17 protein-coding genes are annotated in these 17340 nt (G+C 69.9%); 7 read left to right on the top strand and 10 right to left on the bottom strand.

What is annotated here, in order from left to right; translation table 11 throughout:
- Positions 1-73 precede the first annotated feature (73 nt).
- Both BLR91_RS00455 and BLR91_RS00450 read left to right on the top strand, forming a co-directional pair.
- Positions 74-781 carry an HNH endonuclease family protein gene (locus BLR91_RS00455; RefSeq protein WP_089878364.1) on the top strand — a complete coding sequence of 236 codons (708 nt, stop codon included), beginning with the start codon at positions 74-76 and terminating at the stop codon, positions 779-781.
- 9 nt (positions 782-790) lie between these two features.
- The gene (locus BLR91_RS00450; RefSeq protein WP_018192434.1) at positions 791-1135 is read left to right on the top strand and encodes a hypothetical protein; all 345 of its coding nucleotides are present in this window, start codon (positions 791-793) and stop codon (positions 1133-1135) included.
- Between the two features lie 31 nt (positions 1136-1166).
- On the opposite strand, the gene BLR91_RS00445 is transcribed toward BLR91_RS00450, so the two are convergent.
- From BLR91_RS00445 to BLR91_RS00440, 3 genes are all read right to left on the bottom strand, one after another.
- Positions 1167-1367 (bottom strand): hypothetical protein, encoded by a 201-nt coding sequence (locus BLR91_RS00445; RefSeq protein WP_157694697.1) that lies wholly within the window; start codon positions 1365-1367, stop codon positions 1167-1169.
- Positions 1368-1387: 20 nt separating this feature from the next.
- Positions 1388-2062 carry a hypothetical protein gene (locus tag BLR91_RS19900; protein WP_157694698.1) on the bottom strand — a complete coding sequence of 225 codons (675 nt, stop codon included), beginning with the start codon at positions 2060-2062 and terminating at the stop codon, positions 1388-1390.
- Positions 2063-2446: 384 nt separating this feature from the next.
- Positions 2447-3028: a dihydrofolate reductase family protein gene (locus BLR91_RS00440; protein WP_089878369.1), complete on the bottom strand. Its 582-nt coding sequence runs from the start codon at positions 3026-3028 to the stop codon at positions 2447-2449.
- 89 nt (positions 3029-3117) lie between these two features.
- Between BLR91_RS00440 and BLR91_RS00435 the strand changes: the two genes are divergently transcribed.
- The gene (locus BLR91_RS00435) at positions 3118-3747 is read left to right on the top strand and encodes a MerR family transcriptional regulator (RefSeq protein ID WP_089878372.1); all 630 of its coding nucleotides are present in this window, start codon (positions 3118-3120) and stop codon (positions 3745-3747) included.
- Positions 3744-4685 carry a hypothetical protein gene (locus BLR91_RS00430; RefSeq protein ID WP_089878375.1) on the top strand — a complete coding sequence of 314 codons (942 nt, stop codon included), beginning with the start codon at positions 3744-3746 and terminating at the stop codon, positions 4683-4685. The genes BLR91_RS00435 and BLR91_RS00430 overlap by 4 nt, the downstream gene beginning before the upstream one ends.
- Before the next feature lie 100 nt (positions 4686-4785).
- Here the strand turns inward: BLR91_RS00430 and BLR91_RS00425 are convergent, their stop codons facing one another.
- Positions 4786-6309 (bottom strand): APC family permease, encoded by a 1524-nt coding sequence (locus tag BLR91_RS00425; protein ID WP_089878378.1) that lies wholly within the window; start codon positions 6307-6309, stop codon positions 4786-4788.
- Positions 6310-6567: 258 nt separating this feature from the next.
- On the opposite strand from BLR91_RS00425, the gene BLR91_RS00420 reads away from it, so the two are divergent.
- Entirely contained in the window at positions 6568-7467 is a 900-nt protein-coding gene (locus BLR91_RS00420; protein ID WP_089878381.1) for a glycerophosphodiester phosphodiesterase, read from the top strand.
- A 9-nt stretch (positions 7468-7476) separates the two neighbouring features.
- Here the strand turns inward: BLR91_RS00420 and BLR91_RS00415 are convergent, their stop codons facing one another.
- From BLR91_RS00415 to BLR91_RS00405, 3 genes are read right to left on the bottom strand one after another with little or no spacing between them, the layout of a single operon-like run.
- Positions 7477-8613, bottom strand: coding sequence for a class I SAM-dependent methyltransferase (locus tag BLR91_RS00415; protein WP_089878383.1), 1137 nt, complete (start codon positions 8611-8613; stop codon positions 7477-7479).
- A gap of 59 nt (positions 8614-8672) precedes the next feature.
- Positions 8673-10064: an APC family permease gene (locus BLR91_RS00410; protein WP_089878386.1), complete on the bottom strand. Its 1392-nt coding sequence runs from the start codon at positions 10062-10064 to the stop codon at positions 8673-8675.
- A gap of 46 nt (positions 10065-10110) precedes the next feature.
- A complete protein-coding gene (locus BLR91_RS00405; RefSeq protein WP_089878389.1) occupies positions 10111-11733 on the bottom strand; it encodes an amidohydrolase in 1623 nt (540 codons plus the stop codon).
- A gap of 83 nt (positions 11734-11816) precedes the next feature.
- On the opposite strand from BLR91_RS00405, the gene BLR91_RS00400 reads away from it, so the two are divergent.
- Positions 11817-12497 (top strand): TetR/AcrR family transcriptional regulator, encoded by a 681-nt coding sequence (locus BLR91_RS00400; protein ID WP_089881652.1) that lies wholly within the window; start codon positions 11817-11819, stop codon positions 12495-12497.
- Positions 12498-12504: 7 nt separating this feature from the next.
- On the opposite strand, the gene corA is transcribed toward BLR91_RS00400, so the two are convergent.
- Positions 12505-13473, bottom strand: coding sequence for a magnesium/cobalt transporter CorA (gene corA, locus BLR91_RS00395; protein WP_018192442.1), 969 nt, complete (start codon positions 13471-13473; stop codon positions 12505-12507).
- Between the two features lie 81 nt (positions 13474-13554).
- Between corA and BLR91_RS00390 the strand changes: the two genes are divergently transcribed.
- On the top strand, positions 13555-14937 hold the full coding sequence (locus BLR91_RS00390) for an alpha/beta hydrolase (protein ID WP_089878392.1): 1383 nt from the start codon (positions 13555-13557) through the stop codon (positions 14935-14937).
- Between the two features lie 74 nt (positions 14938-15011).
- Here BLR91_RS00390 and BLR91_RS00385 read toward each other — a convergent pair whose 3' ends face one another.
- Positions 15012-16199: a glycine C-acetyltransferase gene (locus BLR91_RS00385; RefSeq protein WP_089878394.1), complete on the bottom strand. Its 1188-nt coding sequence runs from the start codon at positions 16197-16199 to the stop codon at positions 15012-15014.
- Between the two features lie 2 nt (positions 16200-16201).
- A complete protein-coding gene (gene tdh, locus BLR91_RS00380) occupies positions 16202-17245 on the bottom strand; it encodes an L-threonine 3-dehydrogenase (protein ID WP_026307314.1) in 1044 nt (347 codons plus the stop codon).
- Positions 17246-17340 lie beyond the last annotated feature (95 nt).

The raw sequence follows: 17340 nt of genomic DNA, 5'->3' as shown, positions 1-17340 counted from the left end.
CATAGGATCGCATCTCGTGCGCCAGACGGATCAGGATCGGACGAGGCGGAGGCTGTCCGCCTCCGCCGCACTTGTGGCCGCCGCGTTGCTCCTGGCCGGATGCTCCGTCGTCGTGAGCGCCGCGGAGCCGGCGGGCACGATTGCGACTCCGTCGGCGGCCGTGCCAGCGTCCGCGGCACCGGCCGGCTCGATCGACGCCCGAGCCCTGCTGGCCACGCTCCCGGTCAAGGGAAAGGCGCCGAAGACCGGCTACGACCGGGTCGGCGACTTCGGCCCGGCGTGGGATCTGCCCGGGCAGGCCTGCTCGACGCGGGACCTCATCCTCGCCCGCGACCTGACCGACATCGTCCGGGACGGCCCCTGCAAGGTCACCTCCGGCACCCTCCACGACCCGTACACCGGGAAGACGATCAGCTTCCGCCGCGGCGTCGCGACCTCGGCCGAGGTGCAGATCGACCACCGCGTCCCGCTCGCGAACGCCTGGCAGACCGGCGCGCAGCAGCTCACGTTCGAGCAACGCCGGCAGTTCGCGAACGACCCGCTGAACCTCGTCGCCGTCGACGGCCCGACGAACGCGAAGAAGTCCGACGGGGATGCCGCCACCTGGCTGCCGCCGGTGAAGCCGTACCGATGCGAGTACGTGGCGGCGCAGGTCGCCGTCAAGGCGCGGTACCACCTGTGGGTCGCGCCCGCCGAGCACGACGCGATCGATCGCATCCTGGCGGGATGCGCGCCCGTGATGGTGCCTCAGCCCGGCGCCGCGACGCCCACGGAGCGGTAGCCTGTCGCCATGGTGGATCCGGCCGACCTGCGCGTGGTGCTGATGGACAGCCAGACGGCCGCGACCCTGGCCCAGGTGCTGCCGCTCCTGCTGCTGACCCTGATGGTGGAGCTGCGGCGCGTGGAGGTGCACCGCCGCGGCCACAACGTCCGGACGACCCGCGTGCTGCTCGGCCTGTTCTTCGTCGCGTTCGGCGTCGTCGAGACGGTGTTCGTCCTCTCGATCGACGGGGCGCTCATCCCCTTCACCTGGAGCGACCTCATCGCAGCACTCAGCATCTTCGCCCTGCTGGCGCTGCTCTTCGTCCTCTCCCTGCTCGACTCGCCGTCGCGCCGCAAGCACGACGAGGCGTGACGGGGGCGTCGCCGAGCCGCCGACGCTGCGCTCATCGGGACTGATGCCGCCTTCTGTAGCTGACCCACGCCACGGTGACAGCCAGGGCGAAAGCCGCGAGAACAGTCCCGGCGCTGGAGAGTTGTCCGGTGAGGTCGGGGTCGCTTCCGATCTGCGAGATTCCGATCACCAGGAGCGTGGCCGCCGACCCGGTGAGGATCCCGACCAGCAGCAGCGTAAGCCGATCGATCATGGGCACAGTCACCGCCCTCTCTACTGGGCCCAGCATACGAATCCGGCGAACGCCAGTTCTACGCCGGTCCCGTTCTTGCTACAGGCATCGATCGACCACACGCTGTATTGGAGGAGGGCAGGCACAATGGCCGACACTGCTGCGACGCCCATGGAGGCCGCCGTGGCGATGGTCGCTGCCAATGCCGTCGCGCCGACACCAGCTTGAAGGGCAGCGACGGCTTTCGGGACGACGCAGGAGCTGAAACGCGCATGTCCGCCCAAATAGTCGGTCCAGATCCTGTTCTGACCGCGGCAGGTAGCCAAGGCGGCGATCCGAATGGGCATTTGTGTCAGGGATGTCGGATTCGGCGCATTCCGGACTACGCCTCCAGCGAGCTGTACGCCCTGCGCCCATTCCCGGGCCACGGTCTCGTCGGCACCGCTCCGCACGGCGAGAGCGTAATCGAACTCTCCGTTCGCCGTGGCCTCTTCGATCGCTGCGCTGCTGGGTGACAGAGCAGCCAGCTCGGCCTGCTGCGCCGACGGTAGTGAGGCCGCGGACTCGGCGTCGGGGATGACGGGGACTGTCGTGCCGGAATCGGATCCGACTGCGCGCGCGGCGCTGGGAGACGCATCGGCGGGAGCTGCTACGGCAGCAACGAAACCCATCGCCATCACAGTTACGGCTGCAGCAAAAGCTGCGCGCCGGCTCATAGACCGCAATCCTCGAAAGCGCATCTCACGTTCCTCTCGTCGTTGAAAGGACGTCGATCGCGAGTTCGCTGCAGCCCTGGAGGCCCGCGCGTCGCGTCAACGATTCCTCGCTCCACACTGGCTGCGTCGATCGCGAAGAAGGAAACTCGGCCATACGTGATCCTTTCGACCGCGAGGTCGTGAAGCAGCGAGCGACTGCCACATTCATCGCTTCGAAACCAGGCTTCACCAGGGAATCGATGCGCCGTGGCAGCGCGCAGAAGGCAGAGCTCGCAGCGTCTGCGACACCCGCAATAGCGGACATCGAGAGGACGCCCAACGCACGCACCTGCCGGAGCTCGAGCGAAGGCGCTCGTCTCGCTCCGGCTCCGGGTCAGCGCAGCATCACCGACGCACGCGGTAGCGCAGGTGGAGCACGCCGTCCCCCTGGACGATCTCCTCCGGCCCCTCGAGGAGGTGCTGCGCTGCGACGGACCCGAAGAAGCGCTTCCCGGCGCCGAGCACGACAGGTGCCACATCCATCCGGACCTCGTCGATCAGACCCGCGGCGAGCGCCTGGCCGCCGACATCTCCCGCTGCGACCTCGACCACGCGGTCGCCCGCGAGCTCCTGAGCAGTGCGCATCGCGGCCTCGATGCCGTCGACGAACGTGAACGGAGCGTCGGGGAACCAGCCCTCCGGCCTGCCCCGGTGGGTCACGACGACGACGTGCTCGACGCCGGCCGGGGGCGTCCCGTCCCACCCGTCGGTCATGTCGAAGACGTGGCGACCGACGATCGTCACCCCGATCCCATCCCAGTAGGGCCGGACGTAGTCGTACGAGGCCTGCGACACCTTCAGCACGCCGCTGTCGTCCAGCGGCACGTCGCCGCCGAGCAGCCAGTCGAACAGCGGACCGGGCTGGTCGCCGTCATCGGCGATGAAGCCGTCCACCGACACGGATGCGTACAGCACGGTCTTGCCCACGATGCCCCTCCTCTTTCGCTGCCCTCACGCTAGCGGTCGAGCAGACAAAGCACTGGTAGCGACGCTACCGGTAGTGTTACTATCAGCGCGTGCTGATCACCGAACTCGCCGAACGCTCCTCGACTCCCGCCGCCACGATCAAGTACTACGTGCGGGAAGGCCTGCTGCCCGCGGGCGAACGCGTGGGCGGCAACCGCACCATCTACAGCGAAGAGCACGAGCGTCGGCTGCGGCTGATCCGCGCCATGCTCGAGGTGGGCAAGCTGTCCATCGCCTCCGTCAAGACCATCCTGAACGCACTGGATGAGCCGGGCGCCCCCATCGCCCACACGTTCGACGTCGCGCAGCAGGCGCTCTCGCGCTCCGCCGTCTCGGACGTCGCCGAACCGACACCCGAGGCACTTGCGCGAGTGGATGCGGTGGCCGCCCGCGCCGGATGGACCGACTGCGACGACAACATCGGCCGCGAGATCGCCGCGCGCGTGATCGACGCGTTCGCCGGCTCGGGGTTCCCCCTCCCGGACGACTATCTCGACCGCTACGCCGCCGCCGCGCGCATCCACGCCGAAGCCGACCTGGGCGCGGTCGCCACCCTGCCCGACCCGTCGCGCATGACCGAGCTCATGGTGATCGGCACCGTGCTCGGCGACACCCTCTCGCTCGGACTGCGACGCATGGCTCAGGCCGTCGTCACCGAAGAAAGAAGAAGAAGCTCATGAAGACCGTCTTCGCCTGGCACCGTCCGTTGATGACGGTCGCCGCCCTGATGATCGTCAGCACGATCGTCTGCCTGGTCGGACTGCTGGTCGACCCGCGTCAGATCACGGGCATGGAGGCGTGGGCCAAGCCGCTCAAGTTCTCCCTGTCCATCCTGCTGTACAGCGTGACCTGGGCGTGGCTCATCGCCCACCTGCCGAAATGGCGCCGGATCGCCCACGCTGCGGGGACCGTCGTCGCCGTCGCCCTCATCGTCGAGCAGGTGCTGATCATCGGTGCCGCGGCCGCGGGGACGACCAGCCACTTCAACGTCTCGTCCCCGCTCGCGAGCGCGGTCTGGGGCGTCATGGCGATCTCGATCACCGCGCTCTACGTGTGCACCTTCCTCACGACGATCGCCGTGTTCTTCCTGCGGCTGAGCACGCGGTCGACGACCCTCGCCGTGCGCGCCGGCGCCGTGATCGCGCTGGCGGGGATGGGGCTCGCATACCTGATGACCGGGCCGACGGCGGCGCAGCTGGCCGACTTCCGCGGCATCGCCGGCGCCCACACGGTCGGTCTCGCCGACGGCGGACCGGGTCTCCCGGTGCTGGGGTGGAGCACCGTCGGCGGCGACCTCCGCATCCCGCACTTCATCGGGATGCACGCCCTGCAGCTGCTGCCGCTGCTCGCGGTGATGCTCGGCTGGCTGGGCCGGCGCTGGCGCCCGCTGGCCGACGACCGGGTGCGCACGCGCCTCGTCGTCGTGGCGACCGCCGCCTATGGGGCCGTGCTCGCGCTCGTCACCGTGCAGGCGCTCGCGGGCCAGTCGATCGTCCGCCCGGACGGCGTCTTCCTCGCCGCCGGCTGGACGATCACCCTCGCGGCACTTCTGGCCGCGGCCGCCATCCTCACCTTCCGCCCGCGTCCCCTCCCGTCCCCCACCGTCGCCCCCGCCTAACCTCCCCTACCAAGCCAACAGCTCCTGAGTTTTTCGCCCATTTGGCGGCCAAAGGGCGGAAAAACTCAGGAGCTGTTGGCTGGGGTGGCGAGCCCGGGGGTCAGCGGGCGGCGGGGTCGCGGTCGTCGACGTTCGCGGGGGCGGCGGCGTCGAGCTCGTCGGGGAGCTCAAGCGGGCGGCGCGTGTAGTACCCGCGCGCCTTGCGGTAGAAGAGCGCGATCGGCACGACACCGAGGACGATCAGCCCGAGCCCGAGGATGTTGACGACGATCGCGTCGTCCTGGAAGTTCTGCACGATCCCCATCACGAACATCACCCCCATGAACACCGCACCAGCCGCCGGCCAGAGCCCGATGAGGAGGAAGTTCTTCACCGACTTCAGCAGCACCTTCCGGTAGGCGACCACCACGGCCACTCCGGCGAGCGTGTAGTAGAACGCGATCTGGATGCCGATGGACAGGATGGCGTTGTTCATGATCTCGCCGACGTTGCCGACGAAGTTCGATCCGACGAAGAGCACGATCGACACCCCGACGACGACGAGCGTCGCGAAGGCCGGCGTGCGCCACTTCGGGTGGATGCGGCCGAAGGCCTTCGGGATGGTGTTGTCGCGTCCCATCGAGAACAGCGTCCGGGTGACCTGGATGAGCGTCGTCTCCAGCGTCGCGATGGTCGACAGCGCGACGGCGATCACCAGCACTTTTCCGCCGATGCCGGGCCACACGGCGTCGCCGAGCACGGACAGCACGTTGGCGCTGTGCTCCTCGATCGTCCTCTGCGGCAGGATCACCAGCGTCGCGATCGTGAAGATCTCGAACAGCAGGAAGACGATGATGACGCCGATGATGCCCGCCGACCCGGCGTTCTTGTGGCCGTCCTTCGTCTCCTCGTTGAGGTTGGCGGACACATCCCAGCCCCAGAAGTAGAACGCCGCGACCAGCGCCGCCGACACGAAGACCCCCTGACCGGTGAGGTGCTGGAAGCCCAGCCAATCCCACGAGAACGACGGCCCTGCGTGGGCGGACGTCGCCGCCCGCACGATCATCAGCACGGCGAAGAGCACGAGGATGCCGACCTCGATGACCGACATGATCCACTGCGCCCGCGCGGTGACGTGCACGCCGAACAGCACGCACGCCGCCATGACGAGGAACCAGAGCGCGCCGACACCGGTGATGAGCGGAACGTTCTCGGCCTGCTCCGGAGCGAACAGCGTGACCGTCATGGCCCCGGCGGGCAGGGCGCCCGCGACCATGAAGATCGTCGCCGAGATGACCAGCGCCCAGCCGGAGAGGAAGCCGAGGATGGGGTGGAGCGCCCGCGCGACCCACGAGTAGGCGGCGCCCGCGTTCACGTCGAGCCGTCCGAGGTACAGGAACGCCCAGGCGATGCCGAGCATCGGGATGCCGCACCACAGCAGCGCGGCGGGCGCGCCGAGCGCGGCTGCTCCCACGAGCGTCGCGGTGGTGGCCGCGATCGAGTACGCCGGCGCACTGCCCGCGACGGCCATCACGATGGACCCGGCGGCGCTCACACCATCGGCCGCAAGGCCGTGGTGGTCTCCCCGGTGCTGGTCGGCGCCGCCTTCGTGCGAGGCGTCCGGCCGGGAACTGGTCTGCGTCATTGCTCTCCCTGGCTTCGAGGTTCGCTGGTCGACGGGCGGGGGCGCGACGTCGGTGTGCGACAGGGGGACGTTAGCAACATCCGGCCTGAAGGACAAGCGAATGACGACGGATTCGGTTGCCGATTTACTGATTGCACCCTGAAAACGTTGTGAATATCCATATCCACAACGGAACGGGTTGCCGTGCATGCCGGACGCCACGCTCCACCCCCGAGCGGGTCGCTTGATCGACGACGACCGGGATGCCTAGGGTTGCGCATGCCCGACGACGAGGAGACCGCCGCCCCGCCTGCCCGACGCATCTCACGGCGAGCCCTCATCGGCGGGGTCGCCGGCGGCATCCTCGGCGCGGCGGCCGTCGCGGGCGGTGCGTATGTCGTGCCGCGGATCCTCCGCGGATCGGAGGACGGCCTCCTGGTCGACCGTCTCACCGACCGGAAGGGCTTCACCGTCGCCCACCGCGGCGGCTCCCTCGACTGGCCGGAGATGTCGATGGAGGCGTACCGCAACTCGGTGGCGGCCGGGGTCAACGCCCTGGAGATCTCGCTGGCCCGCACGTCGGACGGCGTCTGGTTCGGGCTGCACGACGAGACGCTCGACCGCACCTCCGGCACCTCGGGATTCGTCGCGGCGGAGCACACCTGGAAGGAGGTCCGGCAGCACCGCATCTCGGCCGCCGAGACGAACGATCCACGCCAGCCTGCCCAGCCGTATCTCCGCTTCGAGGAGCTCATCGCCGCTTACGCCGCGACGCACACGATCTTCGTCGACCCGAAAGTGGTCCCCGTCGAGCACTTCGGCGAGCTGTTCGCGCTCATGGCGACGGTCGACCACCCGACCAACACGTTCGTCGCCAAGGGCTACTGCACCGCCCGCGAGTGGCCCGTGGATGCGCGCGGCCGCGGTTTCCGCACCTGGGGGTACTACTACGGGGCGGAACTCGCCTCCGACCCGCAGCTGTTCGCCTCCACCGCCGAGCGCTGGAGCTGGCTCGGGCTCGACTACAACGGCGGCGAGGATGCCTGGCGGACCTTCACCGGGAGCGGCAAGCCGGTGCTCGCGCACATCGTCCCGTCGCGTGCGGCCGCCGACAAGGCCCTCGGATTGGGCGCCGGGGGGATGGTCGTCTCCGGCGTGCGCGAGGTCCTGCGCAGCTGAGTCGTCCCGTCAGGCCGGCTTGCGCGACGCGGTGACCGTGAACTTCGGGTTGCGGGCGATCTGCCGCGTGGGGCCGACCACACGCTCGAGCGCCGCGCGGTAGCCGAGGTGCGAGTTCCACACCGTCCACAGCTCCCCGCCCGGGGCCAGCACCCGGCCGGCGTCGGCGAAGAGCCGGTGCGCGATCCCCGTGTGGACGGCTCCCCCGATGTGGAACGGCGGATTCAGCACCACGAGGTCCGCGGACGCGTCGGGCTGCGACGACAGCCCGTCATCCCGGACGACGGTGACCCGCTCCGCGACGCCGTTGGCCGTCGCGGTCGCAGCGGCCGAGGCGACCGCGGCCGCCGACTGGTCGGTGGCGATGACGCGGAGGCCGGGACGCGCCACGGCGAGCGCCGACGCGATCACGCCCGTCCCGCAGCCGAGGTCGATCGCCGTGCGCGCCTCCGGGACGGCCGCATCGAGAACGCCGAGCAGGAAACGCGTTCCGATGTCGATGGACGTCCCCGCGAACGCCGCGCCGTGCGCGCACACCCACAGCCCGGTGGCGGTGTCGCGGGCGCGCTCCGGCCAGCGGTCGAGCACGGTGGCGGCGGCGGGGTGCGGGTCGCGCACGGTCAGCACGCGCGCCTTCTGCCGCGCGAGGGACGCCTCCACCGAGCCGAAGACCTCGCCGAGCACGTCGTTCATCGCCGTCGTCATGTGCTTCAGCATCCCGCCCGCGTAGACGACGACATCGGCCCTCGCGTGCTCCGCGATCAGTGTCGCGATCTCCTGCAGGGCGTCCAGGCTGCGGGGCAGCCGGAGCAGGACGGTACGCGCACCGCGCACGAGCGTCTCGTCGAGCGGCCGGTGCTCGTACGTGCCGGCGAGTCCCAGCTCGGCGGCGTTCGCGTCGAGGGCACGCTCGCCAGTCAGGGCGTCCTGGTGCACGCGGATGTCGCGCGCACCGCGGGCGGCGGCCGCGAGGGTCAGCGCTCCGTAGCCGTCGCCGATCACCACGAGACCCGGTTGCTGCACCGCATCGCCGGCGATGTCGGCCAGCAGGCGGTCGGCGGCGTCCGCGGCGAACAGGTTCGGCGCCTCGACGTCCGGACGCCGCCGGAGGCGGTCGTACGGGAAGTCGGGCGTTGCGAAGGTCACGCCCCCAGTCAATCAGAGGCGACGGAGGGCGTGACCCCGCATGGATCAGAGGAAGGGCCTCACGAGGCCCGGGCGGCCTCCTGCTCCAGTTCCTCCTTCTCCGAGAAGTCCATCGTCGGCGGCTTGCGACGGAATCCGCGCGTCAGGACGGCGAGGTAGATCACCCCGACGAGCATCCACGAGAGCCCGACGATGAACGTGGTGGCCGTGAGCGACGTCCACAGCCAGACGGTGAGGACGAACCCGATCGCGGGCAGCACGCCGTAGCGCACCCACTCCCCGGCCGAGGGCGCGGTACGGCCGCCCTTCGGGAAGAGGTGGTGCTTGATCACCGAGAGGTTGACCATCGAGAAGGCCGCCAGCGCGCCGAACGAGATCATCGTCGCGGCCTGATCCAGCGTCAGTACCAGGGCCAGCAGTGACACGACGGAGACCGCGAGCGCCGCCACCCACGGGGTGCGGAACCGCGAATGGAGCGTGCCGAAGATGCGCGGGAGCACGCCATCCCGGCCCATCGAGTAGATGATGCGCGAGACGCTGACCTGGGTCGTCATCCCCGATCCGAACGCGCCGACCACATAGACGGCGACGAAGAACGACGTCAGGAACGTGCCGCCCACCTTGGCCATCAGGTCGACCCCGGCCGAGTCGACCTGGGCGAAGTCGCGCCAGTCCGGGTACACCAGGGCGCCGAGCCAGGAGACGACGATGAAGATCGCACCGCCGATGAGAGTGGTCAGGAGGATGGCGCGCGGGATGTCGCGCTTCGGGTTCTTCGCCTCCTCCGACAGGGTCGAGACCGCGTCGAAGCCGAGGAACGACAGGGCGAGCACGGCGGCGCCCGCGAAGATCGGCCCCAGGCCGCCCTTCCCGGGCAGGAACGGCTCGATCAGGCTCGGTGTCTCGGACGACGGGTTGGTGAGCAGCTCCTTGATGGCGAGCACCGCGAACACGACGACGAGAAGCACCGACAGGGCCACGATCGCGACGTTGAGCCGGTTGACCAGGGTGATGCCGAGCACGTTGAAGAGCAGCACGAGCAGCAGCGACGCCAACGCGAACACCCAGCCCGGGATGTCCGGGAACTGGGTGTTGAGGTACAGCCCGATCAGCAGGAAGTTGATCATCGGCAGGAAGAGGTAGTCGAGCATCAGCGTCCACCCGGTCAGGAAGCCGATGTGGCCGCCGAATGTCTGCTGGGTGTACGTGTACGCCGAACCGGACACCGGGAACGCGCGCGCCATCGCGCCGTAGCTGAGTGCCGTGAAGAGCATCGCGACCAGCGCGACGACGTAGGCGGACGGCAGGTGGTTGTCGGTCGACTGGGTCACGATGCCGTAGGTCGTGAAGACGGTGACAGGGGCGAGGTAGGTGAGGCCGAACAGCACGAGGGCTGTCGGGCCGAGCGCCCTCTTGAGCCGCGGCTGGGGCGGCAGGTCGGTCGTGGTCATGTGGTGCTGCCTCTCTGGGATGGAGTGGTGCAATCGGGGGTGGGTATCAGCTCCGTACGGTGGTCGCGCGGCGGACGCCGGCGACCCAGGTTCCGAGCACGCGGACGGATCGCAGGTCGTGCGGGTCCACGTGGCGCGGGTCGGTGTCGAGCCAGACCAGGTCCGGGGACGACCCCGGACGCAGCTCGCTGCGCGCACGCTGCGCGAAGGCCTGGCGGGCGACGCCGGAGGAGTAGGCCTCCAGCGCGTCGGTGAGCGGGATGCGCTCGGCGGGGGTCCATCCGGCCTCCGGAACCCGCTGCTCGGTCTGGCGGGTGACCGCCGTCGCGACTCCGGGGCGCCAGTCGGCGCTGCTGACCGGCCAGTCGCTCCCGAAGGAGACGCTCGCCGACTCGAGCAGGGTGCGGATGGGGTACTGCAGTCGTTCGCGCTCGGGGCCGAGGCGCGGGATGGTCAGGTCGAGCATCATCGGATCGAGCTGCGCCCAGAGCGGCTCGAAGTTGGCGATGACGCCGAGGCGCTCGAAGCGGGGCAGGTCGACCGGGTCGACGACCTGGACGTGCGCGATCACCGGACGGCGGTCGCGCGCGCCGTTGGCGCTCTCGACCGCCTCGAAGACGTCGAGGGCGGTGCGCGTCGCGGCGTCGCCGATCGCGTGCAGGTGCAGCTGGAAGCCGAGCTTGTCGAAGGTGACGGCCGCCGCGGTGAGTTCGGCCGCATCCCAGTTGGGGAGTCCGCGGTCGCCGGGGGTGTCGGTGTAGTCGGCGAGCATGGCCGCCGTGTGGTTCTCGATCACGCCGTCCACGAACACTTTCACGGTGGCGGCGGTCAGCAGCGGATCGCCGAGCTCCTCGACGCGGCGGCGCGACTCGACGAACTCGGGCACCTGGTCATGCCAGCGCACGGGGTCGGCGCGGAGGGCCAGATTCACCCGCGTCGACAGCAGACCTCGCGTGGACGCCTCGAGGTACGCCTCGACCTCGGCCGGCTCGACCCAGGCATCCTGCACCCACGCGATCCCGAGCTCCGCGTACTCGGCGGTCGCGAGCCGCAGGGCCTCGACACGCTCGTCGTGCGTCCGCCCGGGCTCGGCCGGGATCAGGAGGTCGACCGCTCCGGGCTCCTGCAGGATGCCGAGCGGAGATCCATCGGACCGGCGCGGGATGCGGCCCAGCGCCGGCTCGGGCGTGCTCGCGTCGATCCCGGCCCTCCGAAGCGCCTCCGAGTTCACCCACACCGTGTGGTAGTCCCACGCCCGCAGCACGACCGGGCGGTCCGGGATGGCGGCGTCCAGCCAGCGCGCGTCGAACATCCCGTCGGGCGCCAGGGTCGCGTCGTAGCTTCCGCCGTAGATCCACTCCTGCTCGGGATGCGCGTCCGCCCACGCCGTGACGCAGCCGACGATCTCCTCGACCGATGTGCAGCTCCGCACCTGGGGGCCGAGCTTCTCCAGCCCGCCTTGCAGGGGATGCGCGTGACCGTCGCCGAAGGCAGGAGCGAGCACACCGCCGAGCAGGTCGACCGTCTCATCCGCCGTGGCGCTCAGGGCGCGGGCCTCGGCGTCGATGGCGATGATCCGACCGTCCTCCACCGCGACCGCGGTGTGCTCGACGGCGTCGGAGCGATAGCTGCTCAGGATGGTGCCACCGGTGAAGACGGTCGTGCTCATACAGCCTCCGTGTTACAGAAAAATGAACGGCGTTCTTTTATTTCGTCAGATACTAGGGTGTGATCGAGCCGGAGGGGAAGAGCATGGCCGAGATCGATCGCCCGGCGCGTCGGGTGGGGCGCCCGAAGACGACGGTGCTGACCCGCGATCTCATCGCCGAGGCCGCCCTCCGCCTGCTCGACGAATCGGGCGCCGAGGGCTTCACGATGGCGCGGCTCGCGCAGGCCCTCCGCGTGCGGCCCAGCGCCCTGTACAACCACGTCGACGGCAAGGAGGACGTCATCGCCGGCGTCCGGGAGCTCATCTCCGACCGCATCGACGTCAGCGCGTTCGCGACCCTGCCGTGGGATGCCGCGATGCTCGACTGGGCGCACTCGTATCGCCTCGCCTTCGCGACGCATCCCCCGACGATCGCCTTGCTCGCCACCCTGCCGCTGACCGGCGCGCTGCGCACGATGCACATGTACGACACGGTCGTCCAGGCGATGGTGCGCGCCGGGTGGCCGGAACCCGAGGTGCTGCCGACGATCGTCGCGGTCGAGTCGTTCATCCTGGGCTCGGCGCTCGACGCGATCGCACCCGCCGACATGTTCGACCCGTCCGGAGCGGAGGACCAGGTTCCGTCGTTCGCCTCGGCCTACGCGGCGCGCGACCGGGCGCTCGGCGCGACGGCGCCCGCGGATGCGGCGTTCGAGATCGGGCTCACCGCCCTGCTCGACGGCCTGCGTGTGCGCTACCAGCGCGTGCGCATGCCGGTGGGATGACGCGGGGCTAGATCCAGCCCTTCCGCTTGAAGACGACGTATAGCCCGACGCCCATCCCGAGCATCAGCAGGAGCGCGAACGGGTAACCGAAGGCCCAGTGCAGTTCCGGCATGACGCGGAAGTTCATGCCGTAGATCGTGCCGACGAGGGTCGGGGCGAACAGGATCGCCGCCCAGCCGGAGATCTTCTTCACCTCGTCGTTCTGCTGCCGGCCCACGAGCGCCGTGTGCACGGTGAGCGCGTTCTGCAGGATCTGACGGAAGCCGTCCGCGCGTTCGGTGACGCGGATCACGTGATCCTCGACGTCGCGGAACCTATCCCGCAGGCCCTCGTCCGCCTCGTGGGCGATTAGGCCCTCGCGCAGGCTGCGCAGCACATCCTTCAGCGGGTCCACGGCGCGCTGGAAATGCATCACCTCGGTCGACAGCTCGTAGATTCGCCGCGTCACCCCGCGGTCGCCCGAGAACAGCTGGTCCTCGATCTCGTCGATGTCGTCCTCGAGGCCAGCGACGACGGGCGCGTACTCGTCCACGATCTCGTCGAGGATGCCGTACAGCGCCGCGATCGGACCGTGCGCCAGCAGCGCGGCATCCCCCTCGAGCCGTTTGCGGACCCGCGCCAGGTCGGGGGTCTCGAAGTGCCGGACGGTGATGACGAAGTCGTCGCCGAGGAAGACGTGCACCTCGCCGAACTCGACCTTCTCCGTCTCGTCCACGTAGCTCGCCGGCCGCAGTACGACGAAGAGCATGTCGCTGTACTTCTCGATCTTGGCGCGCTGGTGACCGGAGAGGGCGTCCTCGACGGCGAGCGCCGGCAGGTCGAACTCCTTCGCCACGGCGGACAGCTCGCTCTCGCTCGGCCGGTACAGCCCGATCCAGGCGAAGCCTCCGCGGTCGCGCACCGTCTCGCTGGTCTCCTCGAGCGACGGCGGTTCGGTGCGGACGCCGTCCACGTACACGGCGTTGTCGACGATCATCGCGCCTCCTTCTTGAGCAACCGTACGCCCGACGCAGGCTCCTCCCGGACCACGGACACGGGCGCACCTAGACTGACAACGATGTCCGCGCTCGCCTGGCTCGCCGCCGCCCTCGTCGTGGTGGGCGCGTACCCGGCGTACCGGTTCGCCCGCCGGGCCTGGCGGTTCCGTGCGACCGCGACGGTCATCGCGGTGATCGCCGGGCAGCTCGTCGGACTCGCCCTCGTCGTGCTCGGCGTCGTACTGCTGCCCCGCCCGGATCTGACCGGGGCCGGCTGGTTCGCGGTGCTGCTCGCCGCGACCGTGCTGCCGCTGGCGATCGGGGACGTGCTGCAGTCGGCCGGGCAGCGGGGTGCGCGCATCGCTGTCGCCGCGGTCGCAGCCGTGCTGACGGTCGGAGTGGTCGGTGTCACCGCGCAGCCGGCGTTGGCCCGGCCCATCGTCGCCGGCCGCAGCATCCCCGTCACGGCGAAGACCCTCGCCGAGGGCTACCAGCTGGCGGTGCGCATCCCGGCCACCCGCTCCGGCTTCGAGGCGCGGGCCGCGCACCTGTTCGTGCCGCCCGGGTGGCTGCGCGACCCGTCGGGCACGCGTCCGGTCGTCGAGATGATGATGGGGCAGCCCGGCAACCCGACGCTCGGAGCCACTCTCGACGCCCTGCACAGCCTCGGGCAGCAGCGGCTCGACCAGGCGCCGTTCGTGCTCGTCGTCGACCAGCTCGGCGCCGTCGACAAGAACCCGCCGTGCGCCGACACCTCCGCGGGCAAGCTCGACACGTACCTGTCGCAGGATGTCCCCGCCTGGATCGACGCGAACCTCCCGGCGTCACCGGACCGCGCCGACCGCGTGATCGCGGGCTTCTCGCACGGCGGCGAGTGCGCTGCGTACCTGGGCGCGAAGTACCCGGACACCTGGGGAGCTGTCATCGACGTCTCCGGGCCCGACAAGCCGGGCGAGTACCGGCCGACCGTCACCCGCGACCGCTACTTCGGCGGCGATCAGGCGGCGTACGAGAAGACCTGGCCGGCGAACGTCCTCGCCGCGAACGACTACCCCCGGCCGACGGTCGGGATCTTCGTCGCCGGCGCGGAGGACCCGCACTTCCGCCAGCAGGTCGAGGACACGGCGACCGCCGCCGAGAACGCCGGCTGGAAGGTCACCTACTGGGCCGTCCCCGGCGAAGGCCACTCCGGTCCGACCCTGGTGAAAGGTCTGGCCACCGGCTACAACCAGCTGATCGGATCGTGGGTGAAGACGGGCGCGACAGGCCAGGGAGACCGGTTCCTGTGTGCCGCGGACCAGACCGGCCGGGCGTGCGGCCTGACGCAGGCGGCGGCGGTCGGCGGGACGGTCGCGATGGTCGACCTGTCGGTGCTCGCGGTGTTCCTGATCATCACGCTCGGCCTGTTCTTCGCCCGCCGCGGTGTGACGCTGCGCCGGCCGCGCGCGTCCCTCGACGACTGAGTCCACCCCCTCACGATTTGCGCCAAATCTCGGTTATCCGTCGCTCATAACGGAGATTTGGCGCAAATCTCGTCCTACGCGGCGACGGCCTCCCGCGACGCGACGAACGCATCCAGGCAGCGGCGGATCTCCTCCTCCGTGTGCGCGGCCGACAGCTGCACGCGGATGCGCGCGCGGCCCTTCGGCACCACGGGGTAGGAGAACGCCGTCACGTAGACGCCCTGGCGCTGCATCTCGTCGGCCATGCGCGCGGTGAGCGCGGCATCCCCGAACATGACAGGGACGATGGGATGCGCCCCAGGCAGCAGTTCGAATCCCGCCTCGGTCATCAGCCGCCGGAACAGTTCCGCGTTGGTGACGAGCTGCGCCCGCAGATGGTCGGACTGCTCCAGCAGGTCGAGCGCAGCGAGGGTTCCCGCGACGATCGACGGCGCGAGGGTGTTCGAGAACAGGTACGGCCGCGAGCGCTGCCGCAGCAGGTCGACGATCTCGCGACGGCTCGAGACGTAGCCGCCGGAGGCGCCGCCGAGCGCCTTGCCGAAGGTGCCCGTGTAGATGTCGACGCGGTCGGACACCCCGCAGAACTCGGGCGTGCCGCGGCCGTGCTCCCCGACGAAACCGACCGCGTGCGAGTCGTCGACGAAGACCAGGGCGCCGAACTCGTCCGCCAGGTCGCAGATCTCCGCGAGCGGGGCGATGTATCCGTCCATCGAGAAGACGCCGTCAGTGACGATGACGGTAAAGCGAGCTCCCGCATCCCGCGCCGCCTCCAGCTGCGCCCGCAGATCGGCCAGGTCGCGGTTCTTGTAGCGGTACCGCTGGGCCTTCGACAGGCGGATGCCGTCAATGATGGATGCGTGGTTCAGCTCGTCGGAGACGATGGCGTCCTCCGGACCGAACAGCGTCTCGAACACGCCGCCGTTGGCGTCGAAGCAGGAGGAGAACAGGATGGTCGCCTCCGTGCCGAGGAACCGCGACACCCGCCGCTCCAGCTCGAGGTGCTGCTCCTGGGTGCCGCAGATGAAGCGCACGCTGGCCATCCCGTAGCCCCAGTCGTCGAGCGCCGTCTTGGCGGCGTCGCGGAGGGCCGGATGATCGGCGAGCCCGAGGTAGTTGTTGGCGCAGAAGTTGAGCACCTCCTGGCCGTCGGCGGTGATCAGCGACGACTGGGGGCCGTGGATGCTGCGCTCGCGCTTGGTGAGGCCGGCCTCCTCGATCTCCTGCAGCTGTGTCGCGATGTGCTCCCGGAAGCTCCCGTACATATTCAGACCTCCGTCCAGTCGAGGATGACCTTGCCCCCGCCCGCGGACGCGGCGGCGGCGAACCCCTTCTCCCAATCGCGGGCGGGGAACCGGTCGGAGACGATCGACGCGATCGCGTCGTGCAGCTCGACAGAGGTCTGCAGCATCGCGCCCATAGCATTCCAGGTCTCGAACATCTCGCGGCCGTAGATGCCCTTGAGGGTCAGCATGTGGGTGACCACGATGCCCCAGTCGACGGCGATCTGTTTCGACGGCAGCCCGAGCATGGCGATGCGGCCGCCGTGGTTCATGTTCTCGATCATCGACGGCAGCGCGGTGGGGGCGCCGCTCATCTCGAAGCCGACGTCGAAGCCTTCGCGCATCCCGAGCGCCTTCTGCGCCTCATGGATGTCGTGCTGCGACACATCCACGGTGAAGTCGGCGCCCATCCCGCGCGCGAGTTCGAGCCGCTGTGCGCTGATGTCGGTGCCGACGATGAAGCGGGCGCCGACGTGGCGGGCGACCGCGATGGCCATCAGGCCGATGGGTCCGCATCCCGTGACCAGGACGTCCTCGCCGACGACCGGGAAGGCGAGCGCGGTGTGGACGGCGTTGCCGAGCGGGTCGAACAAGGCGCCGACCTCCGGCTCGATGGCGCTGTGGTGCACCCACACGTTCGTCGCGGGGAGGACGAGCTGCTCGGCGAAGGCGCCGTCGCGCTGCACCCCCACACCCTGGGTGCGGATGCACATCTGACGGCGGCCGGCTCGGCAGTTGCGGCAGGTGCCGCAGACGATGTGCCCTTCGCCGGACACCAGGTCGCCGACCTCGACATCGCGGACCAGCGGTCCGACCTCGACCACCTCGCCGAAGAACTCGTGGCCGGGGATGAGCGGGGCCTTCACGGCAGACGCCGCCCAGTCGTCCCAGCGCTGGATGTGCAGGTCGGTGCCGCAGATGCCGGTGCGCAGAACGCGGATCCGGACATCTTCCGGACCCATCTCGGGCTCGGGGACATCCACCAGTTCGAGGCCGGGCCCGGCCTCGCTCTTGAACAGGGCTCTCATCGTCGCTTCCTCGTGGGAGTCGGGGTGCTTCATCGCTCGGCCGCCGGTGCGCCTTGTGGGCGGGGGCGGCCGAGCAAAAGCCTAGTCCTCGCAGC

This window comes from Leifsonia sp. 466MF (assembly GCF_900100265.1).
Lineage (GTDB): Bacteria > Actinomycetota > Actinomycetes > Actinomycetales > Microbacteriaceae > Leifsonia.
Note: the sequence above shows the minus strand (reverse complement) of the source record. Positions and strands in the feature narration are given on the sequence as shown.